We start from the raw sequence: 11,542 nt of genomic DNA on the forward strand, positions 1-11,542 counted from the left end.
CTATATCTGTATTATAAATACAATGGAAATATTTTTTAATTAATCTTGTAGCATACGTAAATCTGGTATTCTGACAAAAATTTATATCTTTGGAACTATTGATAAACAATGATTTGTTTTTAGGAAAGTAATGAAATCTTACATTACATACTGTTTTTAATAGTTTTGTTAGATTCACAAATTCTATTTAGCCCCATAAATAATAGAACCCAAATGAACTTAAAAAATTTTTGTGTAGTATTTTTAGTATTGTCATCTTCTTTTGTTTTCTCACAAGAAGGAATTCCTGTATACTCAGATTATCTTTCTGATAATTTATATTTAGTACATCCCGCTATGGCTGGTGCATCTAATGCAAATAAAATAAGACTTACGGCTAGAAAACAGTGGTTTGATGTAAATAATGCACCTAATTTACAAACGTTAAATGTTAATTTTAGATCTGGTGAAAAATCGGGTTTAGGGGGGATTATTTATAAAGATGAGAATGGTAGGTTTTCTCAAACAGGAATGTATTTGACCTATGCGTACCATCTTTTATTTTCTAGAGATAGAACAGATTTAAACATGTTATCTTTTGGGATGAGTGCTGGTCTTATCCAATCTAATGTAGATTTAAGAGGTTTAGATGATCCTACAGATCCAGATCCTATGATTTTAAATAGAGTACAAAAGGATTTTTATTATAATGTAGATGCAGGCTTGTCATATAATTATTTAGAGTGGTATGCACATGTTACTGTTAAAAATATTCTGCCAACGACCCGAGATATTTTTGATAATAATACTCCGATACAAGAATCTAATAATCTTCGTAGATATATCTTTTCATTAGGATACCTGTTTGGAATAGGTAATACACCGTGGAGTTTAGAGCCATCTATGTTATATCAAGTTACAGAGGAGACGCAAGAGAGTAATGTTGATGCAAATTTAAAGGTATACAGAGAGTTTAATTTTGGAACTCTTTGGGGAGGATTATCGTATAGGCGTAGTTTGGATGGCGCAGAATTTTCTAGAGATGGAACTACCGTAGAAAGTCAGCAATTACAATATATAACTCCTTTTTTGGGAGTGAATTATAAAAAATGGTTGGTAGGATATACATATAGTTACCAATCTAACTCTGTGGTTTTAAGTAATGGTGGTTTTCATCAACTTACTTTGGGGTATGATTTTGGAAAACGTAAAGAAAGATGGGACTGTAATTGTCCTGCGATAAATTCAAAAAACTAGTCAACAGTCTATTAAAAGTATTAAAAAAGAGGTCGCCTAGCTATTTTTTAGACGACCTCCTTTTTTTTAAGTTATAAAGATAGTGTAATACTACCTTACAATTAACGGTTATTTTTTAATAATTCTCTCTGTATATACCTTACCATCAATATATATTCTAAATATATACAACCCTTCTTTGAGTTTAGATAAATCTTGTGTTATAGATTTTTGATTACCTTGATATGTTTGAGAATTCATTAATTTTCCAGTAAAATCATATAGATTTATTTTTATCAATGAGGTACTTTCAGCCTTCATCATAAGGCTTACAACATCTTTTGTTACTGTAGGAAACAGAGAATATAATGCTTTTGAATTACAATCTCCTGTTTTTGACCAGGCATGTTGCCAGTATACGCCAGTACCTGGAGCATAAGCCCAAGCCCCTATAGAAGAACACCATCCTGGAATATTACATGTATATTTTCCTCCTGCATTTTGTATTTCCTCACCTTGACTATAAGAGGTGCCTACTACATACTGTGGTATTCCTGCACAGTTTCCTCCTCCGATATCGGGAAGTGTAGTTGTAGTTGCGATATTACTAAAATCAGATTGATTACCAGCAGCATCCTTAGCTTTTACTCTGAAAGAATATGAGGTGTTTTGGGTTAATCCAGTTACTTGATATGAAGTGCTATTTACAGTAGTGATAAAAGTGTTTTCTTGGTATATATCGTATCCTGTTACTCCTACATTATCTGTAGCGGCATTCCAAGAAAGATCGATGGTAGTTTGTGTAGTATTTGATGTACCTAAATTAGTAGGGATAGAAGGTGCCTGTGTGTCAGAACCTCCTCCAGTATCAAGTGTAGTTACAGTTATGGTATTACTAAAGCCAGATTGGTTGTTTGCAGCATCCTTAGCTTTTACTCTAAAAGGGTATGAGGTATTTGCTGTTAATCCAGTTATTTGATATGAAGTACCATTTACAGACGCAATAACAGTATCTCCTTGGTATATATCATATCCAGTTACTCCTACATTATCAGTAGCAGCATTCCAAGAAAGATCAGCTGTAGTTTGTGTTGTATTTGATGCACCTAAACCAGTAGGGGTAGAAGGTGCTTGTGTGTCAGAACCCCCTCCATCAAAATGGATATCACTAGCTGAATAAAATGCTTCTCCACTATCAGATCGTTGCCAGATACTATAAATAACATGTTTACCTGTTCTAACAGGTAGCGTTACGGGGATGTTAACAATTCTTTCGGGTCCACTTGGAGGTGTTCGTACTAGAAGTACAAGACTGTCCCATGTTAATGGTTGATCAGGAGACCAGCTTTCTTTGGTAATATACACTTCATAATAAGCGGTTGCATGAGGAGCATGATTTGTCCAGGTAACTGTAAGTGGACCCGGAGAAACTAGTGTTGATACCCAATCGGGTCTAACTTGATCCATACCTCCATATTTCTCAGGCCTACCACCGCTAGCTAAATTTCCATCCATAATATATTGTCTGTGATTACCATTTACATTTGCTTGGTTAATTTCATTCCAATCATATAATGCCTGTGTTCCATGAGAGGCTACTGCTGCAATACAAGAAGCAGAATCTGGACTTTCAGGGCCTTCCTGAAAACAATTCCAAATACGACTTGGGGGGTATGTTACTGTGCCATGGGGGAAAACAGATAGAGTTACTGATAGAAATAAGGTCATACAAATCAACCGCTGCCATGAACAGTTAATTATATTAAAATTTACTGAGTTTGTTGTTTTTTTTAACATGGTTTTAATGGTATTTAAAAGTTATATATTAATGAGTTAACTCATTAATATACAAATTATTATATAGGATATTGTTTAAATGCATATTTCAGATACTATTGAAACTAGAATTAAGAGTGATTTTTTTAAAGATTAAAATCTTTTATAGTTCTTTGATCGATTAAAAAACAGATAAGGACTACAAAAGGATATTTAAGATAAATTAAGAGGAAAGATGGTTTTTAGCGCCTTAAAATGGTCATAAACCACATATTAAGATTTTTTATATACATGCAGTATTTCTGATCAAAAATATGCTATCTCTAATACGTTTTTCTAAAAGATTAAATTTAGAGGCGTAAGATTTTTTTTATTGTATTGAAGATGATTACCAATACGAAAAATATTTCGGTAAGTTATATTAGTGTTACTGAAAATACAGTTTGATTATTTATGCATAAAACACGAGAAGTTATATAGAGAATTAGTACTAATCCTATGGACAAAGATCGTACATGTTAATGAATTTGTTTTGAGACCGTAATTGTTTTGTTATAAATTCAAGAAAATTAGTCGGTGAGTTTATTAAAAAATAAAAATGCTTGCATAATTTGCAAACATCTTTATTTTTCAAACTATCTTTTAAATAAGAGTTATTCTGTATAAGTACCTTCAAACGTTAATCTATTATCTTTAATAGGGACTAAAGACGATAATTCATATATGTTTTTATAACCATATCCATACAGATTAATGAATGTAGGGATATTTAATGCCAGAGGTGCCATTTTAGAAGCAAAATTAATAGGATCACCATCTATATTGTTATTACAATAAATTAGAATACGTGTTTGTTTTGAAGCTATTTGCTTTGCTAGTTTGCCTTCTGTAAAGTCAGAAAAATTTATATGGGTGGCACCTTTAAGATGCTTTTTTTTATAGGCAGCTTCAGAGCGAGTATCTAATAAAATCGTATTTTCATCTTTTAGGTATTCCAAAAATAGATCTAAAGTAATTAATCGTTCTTTTCTGTATTCTAAAACCTCTTCAGACATTTTGAGAAAAGAATCATAATCTACTTTTGATTTTGTAGGTTTCTTTGTTTGCTGCGCTTGTAATGATAATGGCATAAGGATTAGAATAATTATTTTAATAATACTTTTCATGTTTTGCAGTTTATTGTGATAAATCTAAACTAGGATGGAGACGATATCTAGTTTTCCCAAGTAAATGATTTTTGTCTTCCTTGTTTTTTGATAGCATTAAGTAAAGCAGTTTCGAGATTATTATCCTCTTTTTTACTGTGATCTCTAAGATATTGCACTCGTTTTTTATTTACTTCTTTAATTTTTTCTTGAATCTCCTTACGAGCGGTGCTTTTTTCTGTGATATATTCTTTAAGCTCAGCTTTAGATTTTCCTTTAAGATCTTTGGGTAATTTGTCTTTTGCTACTTCTTCTATTTCAAAAGATGCATCCTCTGCCGCATCAATAAGATCCCAACTTTTGTTTTTATAGAATCCAGAACTTTTACTTACTGTACGGCTTACCGCATTAGCAGAACTATAGGATTGTGCATTTGCATCCTGTTCTGCTTGCAATTTTCTTTTTTGAGCACCTTGATTACCATAATAGATATAAGTACTGTTTAATTTACGGTTAAGTTCAAGAATCACATCATCATACGGGGTTGCAATGTGTATTGTTTCGCGGTTATGGTCGATAGCACTATACTCTCCTTTAGTAATGTCTGCGCCATCTTTCCACATAGAGTCAATACCTTGGCGGTAGTTACCACAAAATATAGTGTTAATGGTAATATCTTTTTCTGCAGCATCGGTGGCAGCATCCTTATAATCTAATGGGCCTTGGGTAAACGGTTCATTACCTGCAATGAAAATTAATTTTAAATGATCGTTATTTTTTTTCCAACCTAGTTGATTGATTGAAGTATTAATCACTTTACCACAATACTCATTTCCTCCATTAGTAGTAAGGGCAAAAAGTTCCTTTGATATTTCATCTAAATCATTAGAGAATGGTAGTACTTGTCGTATAAACCCTTCTTGCGATGGCAAACCGTCGTTACCATATTCGTATAATGCAATCTCTAATTTTATTTTATGATGACCGCATTTAGCATAGGATAGCTCATTTACAATTTCCCAAAGTTGTGCTTTTGCCTGATCAATAAGACCGTCCATACTATTACTGGTGTCTAATAATAAGGCAACTTGAATATTGCGAGTATCAGGATCAGTTTTGGTAGTATGAATCAAATGGCTTTTTTCAGTTTTAAAAGCAATTTTAGAATCTGGTTTTGTATTTGCATTACAAGAAATAGTAGCAAGTAGGCAGAATGTGCTCCATATAAAAAATGTCTTCATGATTTTCTTTTTTTAAATTCAGGATAAAACTATGCAGAACTTATAGTATTAAAAATCTAAAATGAGGGAGCAGGTATAGAAAATGAGTGTATTTGGGGTTTTGATTAGTAAAATGCCTTTTATGAGTGGTGAAATGGATATAAAATCACATAATCCCGAAATAAGGATTTTATTATCCGGGGTAAATGGATTAAGTTTACCTTGTTTTAATTCTGTATAATGAAGAAGGTTAGTTTGTTAATAGTATTTGTTTTGCTTATGCCAATATTGGTATTAGGGCAAGAAAATGCTAGAATGAGACGGTCAGAGTCTATGAGTATTAAAGGGTCTGTAAAAGAAAAAAGTACTCGTAAACCAATTAAAGATGTAGAGGTAACTATCTCTGGAAAAGGAATAGTTACTACAGATGTTTTTGGAAATTTTAAAATCGAAGCCCAAATAGGAGATGAACTTGTAATTACTCACGATAGTTTTACTACCGTGCGCTATATTATTAAAGATGGACAAAGAATAGATATAGAAGTAAAAGACAATCCTAATACCTTTCGTTCTAAATCGATTACCAAACAAAAACAAGAATCTATATATCAGGAAAACCTAAGGGCAGCAAAAACAACCTTAAAAAAAGACGCTTCTAAAAGTATAGAATATATTACTAATGCTTTAGAAACTATTAGGGATGATGATCCTTTATCAGATAACAAAAAAGCAGAACTATTTGAAACATTAGCAGATATATACAGACATTGGCAGCAACCAGATCTGGCAGAAAGTAATTATGCTACAAGTCTTAAAAACAAGTATAGTACTGAGGTAAAAGTTAAATTAGGGAAAGCACAATTAGAAAGTAAAAATTACCAATCTGCATTACAAACCTTTAGTCAATTACAAAAGTCAAGAGTAAACAGTAATCAAGAGCTTGCAATATATGAAGGTTTAGGGGATAGTTATAAAGGATTACGTAACTATACTAAAGCTATAGAAAACTATAATAAAGCATTATCAATAAGTCAAAAAAACAATCTGGATGATGCTGTAATCTTATTAAATTCTAAGTTAGCCGAGGTATTAAGGCAACAAGGTAAAATTACTGTAGCAGAAGGGTATTTAGATAATTCGGTGCAGTTAGCGCAACAAAAAGATAAAAAAACATCTGCGCGACAAAGAACTGTTGCAGCAGATTTTTATAATAAAAGCAATAGCTATGATAAAGAAATACAATTGCGAAAAGAAGCAATTGAAGATATTGAAAATATTGAAGAGATAATCGATACTCCTGCAGCACAACAAGACAATTCTTTAACAACTCAAGTACAAAATTATAAAATAGCAAATGCATTTGCAGCGCAACAGGCATATGATGAAGCTATTCCATATCTGGAAGAAAGTATTAAAGAAGCAGAATCCAAAAATGATCTTATAGTTCAAAAAGATGCTACCAGAAAACTAGGAGAAGTTTATAGAGAAAAAGGAGAGTTAAAAAAAGCCGCAGAGGCTTTTGAAGAATATGAAGTTATTATTGATAAGCTATATATCCAAAAAGATCAGGAAATATCGCAAGCAGCCCGTTTTAGCAGGGAGCTAACACAAAAAGCAAATCGTATCGCAACGCTCGAAAAGGACAGGGAACTAAACGAAGCAAAATATGAACTGGCATTTGCATCCCAGGAGCTGGTGAATCAGCAAAGCTTACGACAGCAGATTATTATTTATTTTTTAATAGGATTAACTATGTTATTGCTTCTTGCGGCGTACTTAATGTATCGTAACATGAAACAACAGCGATATGCAAATAATCTATTAGCATTAAAATCTCTACGTTCACAAATGAATCCACATTTTATTTTTAATGCTCTAAATTCAGTAAACACATTTATTGCTACAAGCGATGAAAGGACAGCAAATCGATATTTAACAGATTTTTCATTGTTAATGCGAGCTGTTCTAGAGAATAGCGAAGAAGATTTTATTCCGTTAGAAAAAGAAATAGAACTGTTACGGTTATATGTGCAATTGGAGCATTTTAGGTTTCAAGATAAATTTGAATATAATGTTGAGGTAGATCCTGAAATTCCTATTAATGAATATATGATACCGCCAATGTTACTACAACCATATGTAGAAAATGCAGTATGGCATGGATTACGCTATAAAACCGAAAAAGGGATGTTATCTATACGGTTTCAAAAAATAACCAACGATAGTATAGAGATTACTATAACGGATGACGGTATAGGACGAAAAAAGTCTAAAGAATTAAAAACGTTGAATCAGAAATTACAAAAATCCAGAGGGATGGGCAATATTAAAAAAAGAATTGCAATCCTTAATACCATGTATAAAGATAAGGTAGATGTGTTTATTTCAGATTTAGAAGAAAACGAAGGAACCAAAGTAAAATTAACGCTTAAGAAAGACAAGTAAATGAATTTAACGGCAATTATAGTAGATGATGAAGTAAATAGCAGGGCAATCCTTAGAAATTATCTAGCTAAATACTGTACGACAGTTACTATTTTGGGAGAAGCAGCTAGTGTGCAAGAAACATTAGAACTCTTAAAAACAAATACTCCTGATATGTTGTTTTTGGATGTAGAGATGCCTTATGGTAATGCTTTTGATTTATTAGAGCAGGTGCCTGATCGTACTTTTGAAATTGTATTTGTTACTGCCTATGATCATTATGCAGTAGATGCATTAAATGCACAGGCTACCTATTACCTGTTAAAACCAATTGCTATAGATAATCTAATCAAAGCAGTGGATCATGTAACTCATATAAAGAAAAAAGAAGAGAAGCTTTTAGATGCCGTTCTGGTGCCTAAAGTAACCACTGTTGAAGGTAAGATTACTATCCCGCAACAAGACGGTTTTGAGGTGTTACAGATTTTGGATATTTTGTATTGTGAAGCGGATGATAATTACACAAAAATTTATCTCAATAAAGGGCAAAAATTAGTAAGCAAAACTCTTAAGTATTTTGAAGAATCTTTAAACTCGCATGGTTTTCTAAGAATACATAAAAGTTATTTGGTGAATGTTAGTAAGATAGTTCGATATAGAAAAGGAAAAGGAGGAAGCGTAGTGCTTTCTTCTGGCAAAGAACTAGCCGTTTCTTCTTCTAAAAAAGCAGTGTTGTTGGATTATTTTAAGTAAAAATTATTACGCAAACTTTTAATTTGGTAGTGTCTTGATAAAAGTAAAATAGTGCTTAGCTAACTTATCTTTATCTTTTTCAGAGATAGGAGGGACTTGCCATCGTTGAGATTGTAATAGTAATAAGCTATCCGATTTTTCTTTGATATGATACTTGGTTTTTCCTCCCATAATAAATGTGATAAGCTCCTGCTCCTTTTGTTGGTATTTGCCTTGAAATTGCTGTTTTGATGCTTGTGCTGTTACTTGAGATTTATCTTGTAGTGTTAATTTTAGTTTATCTTCTTTGGTTGTTACTATATATTCACCATTATTCGTAAATGACCACGTTGTTATTGTAAAAGGGGATGTAGCTCCACTTTTAATACCATTATTAGTATAAACGACAGAATCTAAGCGCCATTCACCAATTATAGTAGGGTGTTTACTGTATTTTGGTTTTTCAATTTCTATTTGTAGATTTTCATAAGTTGTTTCTGTAGGAAGATCCTGTTTTTTCAGATTATTACAGCTATAAAATAAGACAAATAAAAAAGTAAATGCCAGACAAGGTATTGTTTTCATAAAAGAGAGAATATTTGGGTCATTTATATGTTTTTTAATCCACATTGTGGAGTTTAATTCTCCAAGGCTTGCCTCGAAAACAAAATATATTTTCGGTAGCATATCTCGAGAGCTTCCCCTTAGGTTATTCGTTTTAGAAGTTTAGTTGTTTTACTGTGTAATCAGTAGTGTTTCCTTTAAGTATTTCTTCTAGCACCTGTACATTACCATTAGTATACAAAATGTGTTTTCCGTTTTTTTTATTTTGGGATAAAAGATTATTTGAAGTTAATATCGTTTTGGTTTGTCTGGCAACAGCTTCTCCAGAATCGATAATAGTTACTTGTTCTGGTAACATTTTTTTTAAAATAGGGATGAGGTATGGATAATGCGTGCACCCTAAAACCAAATAATCTATATTCTCTTTTAGCATTGGAGTTATATATGAATTTAGTAGATTATACATTTCTTTAGAATCTATTTTACCTTCTTCTATAAGCTCTACCAATCCAGCACCTACTACTTCTAGTATTTCTGTGTTTTTTGAATATAGATCAGATGTTTTAGCAAACAACTCACTGGACAGAGTTCCTTTTGTAGCTAAAACTCCTATTTTTTTTGTTTTAGTATTACTAGCGGCTGGTTTTATTGCTGGTTCAATACCAATGATGGGGATATTATAGTTAGATCGTAATACCTTTATTGCATTTGTAGTCGCGGTATTACAAGCAATAATAATTATTTTACAATTAAGGTCTACTAGTTTTTTTGTGTTTTTAATGCTCAAGGCTGTGATCTCTTCCTTACTTCGTTTGCCATACGGAGCATATTTACTATCTGCCAAAAAGATAGTGTCTTCATTTGGCAATAACAGAGAGATTTCTTTCCAGATGGAGGTGCCACCAATACCAGAATCAAAGATGCCTATAGGTTGATTTTGTAGCATTATAGAGTAATTAATAATTTATCAAAAATAAAAAAACAGTGAGAAGACTTCCCACTGTTTTTGATTTTTTACAAAAGATTAGGAGTGATATTTAGATTCCTAAGTCTTTTTTAACATCTGCCATAAGGTTTTTACCATCTGCCATAATTACCCCTGTACCTGTAGTAGAATCTAGTACATATTCAAATCCTTGCGCTCTTGCTACTTTTTGGATAGATGTACGTGCTTTTTCATATATAGGCTTCATTAATTCGATTTCTTTTTTCTGAAGATCCTGAAGTGCATTTTGTCTGTAATCGTTGATACTTTTTTCTGTTGCCTGTACTTCTTGAGCTCTTTTTCCGTTTTCCTCTTCTGTTTTGGTAGGAGCTTCAGATTGGTATTTTTTCATTGTATTTTGCAACTCTAACACCATGTTTCTAATTTCTGCATCATAAGTTTTGTTCAATTTTTCAATCTCACTTTTTGCTGCTTTAAATGCAGGCATTGTTTCTACTAACTCTTGCGATGCAATATGTGCTACTTTGGATTGAGCATTCATATAACTTGTGGTTCCTATGGTAAGTGCAATAGCTACTAGTAATGTTCTAAACTGTTTCATTTGTAAGTAATATTAAAGGGTGTTATAAATTTATAATTTTTAGTTGTCTTCTTTGATTCCCGAATCAGAAGAATCGTTGTTTTTTAAATTTTCTTTCTTTTCTTTTAATGTATTGATAGAGTCTCTTTTTCGTTTTTGCAATTCTAATAATTTCGCTCTTCTTTCTTCAAATTCTTTCTTTTTTGCAGCTCTAATAGAATCTCTTTCCGCTTTGCGTTCTTCTAGAAGTTGTTCTCTTTCAGATAGTCTTTTTTGTGTTTCTCTTTCTCTGTCTGTAATTTCTTTTTCTTGCTCTACATTTCTGTCTTCATCTCTTTCGAGAGCTTTCTTTTCTTTTTTACTATTTAGTTGTTTTCTTTTAGAAGCTCTAGTTATTCTAAGTAATACCTGATCACTTATATCAAATCGATCTGCAGAATATAACATTACCAAATCGGCAGATTTATCAAAAATAAAATCATATTTTTTGTTTTTTGCAATTTCTTGAACTGCGACAAAAACTTGATCTTGTACCGGTTGAACTAGCCTTTTTTTCTGAATAAATAAATCTCCATTTGGACCAAATCGTTTTTGTTGATATTCTAATATTTCTTTTTCTTTAAAAAATATATCTTCTTCTTTTTCTTCAATTAGTTCTTTGGTTAATAGGACTCTTTCATTATTAAGCTCTTTGCGCATTTCTTCAACATCTTTTAGTTCTGCTTCTATCTCTACTTTCCATTTTTGTACTTTGGTTTCAAGCGCTCCAGAAGCTTCGTTATATTCTGGAACATTTTCTAGAATATAATCCATGTCGATATAGCCAATCCTAATACCTTTTTGTGCTTGTGTTAGGTTTGTGAAAAATAAACAACTTATTGCTGCAACTAGTAAAAGACCCTTTGTTTTCATAATTTGTGTGTATATTGAAATAATCGTG

Annotated in this window: 10 protein-coding genes; 3 read left to right on the forward strand and 7 right to left on the reverse strand. The window is 32.0% G+C overall.

The genetic code is table 11. The features are described from left to right. The first annotated feature begins 213 nt into the window (after nt 1–213). Nucleotides 214–1,236, forward strand: a complete 1,023-nt coding sequence (locus H527_RS0103905) for a PorP/SprF family type IX secretion system membrane protein (RefSeq protein ID WP_027411495.1) — start codon at nt 214–216, stop codon at nt 1,234–1,236. Between the two features lie 108 nt (nt 1,237–1,344). Here the strand turns inward: H527_RS0103905 and H527_RS24530 are convergent, their stop codons facing one another. From H527_RS24530 to H527_RS0103920, 3 genes are all read right to left on the reverse strand, one after another. Further along, complete coding sequence (locus H527_RS24530) at nt 1,345–2,943, reverse strand: lytic polysaccharide monooxygenase (RefSeq protein WP_051316619.1); 1,599 nt, start codon at nt 2,941–2,943, stop codon at nt 1,345–1,347. A gap of 701 nt (nt 2,944–3,644) precedes the next feature. After that, nucleotides 3,645–4,157, reverse strand: a complete 513-nt coding sequence (locus tag H527_RS0103915; RefSeq protein WP_051316620.1) for a rhodanese-like domain-containing protein — start codon at nt 4,155–4,157, stop codon at nt 3,645–3,647. Between the two features lie 47 nt (nt 4,158–4,204). Then, nucleotides 4,205–5,377, reverse strand: coding sequence for a vWA domain-containing protein (locus H527_RS0103920; protein ID WP_035087337.1), 1,173 nt, complete (start codon nt 5,375–5,377; stop codon nt 4,205–4,207). A gap of 219 nt (nt 5,378–5,596) precedes the next feature. Here H527_RS0103920 and H527_RS0103930 point away from each other — a divergent pair, with 219 nt between their 5' ends. Further along, nucleotides 5,597–7,801, forward strand: coding sequence for a tetratricopeptide repeat-containing sensor histidine kinase (locus H527_RS0103930; RefSeq protein WP_027411498.1), 2,205 nt, complete (start codon nt 5,597–5,599; stop codon nt 7,799–7,801). Next, a complete protein-coding gene (locus tag H527_RS0103935) occupies nt 7,802–8,533 on the forward strand; it encodes a LytR/AlgR family response regulator transcription factor (protein WP_027411499.1) in 732 nt (243 codons plus the stop codon). A gap of 18 nt (nt 8,534–8,551) precedes the next feature. Here the strand turns inward: H527_RS0103935 and H527_RS0103940 are convergent, their stop codons facing one another. From H527_RS0103940 to H527_RS0103955, 4 genes are all read right to left on the reverse strand, one after another. Beyond that, entirely contained in the window at nt 8,552–9,097 is a 546-nt protein-coding gene (locus H527_RS0103940) for a lipocalin family protein (protein WP_155837800.1), read from the reverse strand. Nucleotides 9,098–9,230: 133 nt separating this feature from the next. Further along, nucleotides 9,231–10,022, reverse strand: coding sequence for a glutamate racemase (murI, locus tag H527_RS0103945; RefSeq protein WP_027411501.1), 792 nt, complete (start codon nt 10,020–10,022; stop codon nt 9,231–9,233). Between the two features lie 91 nt (nt 10,023–10,113). Next, nucleotides 10,114–10,623, reverse strand: coding sequence for an OmpH/Skp family outer membrane protein (locus tag H527_RS0103950; protein WP_027411502.1), 510 nt, complete (start codon nt 10,621–10,623; stop codon nt 10,114–10,116). Between the two features lie 39 nt (nt 10,624–10,662). Continuing rightward, entirely contained in the window at nt 10,663–11,514 is an 852-nt protein-coding gene (locus H527_RS0103955; RefSeq protein ID WP_027411503.1) for an OmpH/Skp family outer membrane protein, read from the reverse strand. Nucleotides 11,515–11,542 lie beyond the last annotated feature (28 nt).

Origin of the sequence: Aquimarina muelleri DSM 19832 (genome assembly GCF_000430665.1) — a bacterium.
Taxonomy (GTDB): Bacteria; Bacteroidota; Bacteroidia; order Flavobacteriales; family Flavobacteriaceae; genus Aquimarina; species Aquimarina muelleri.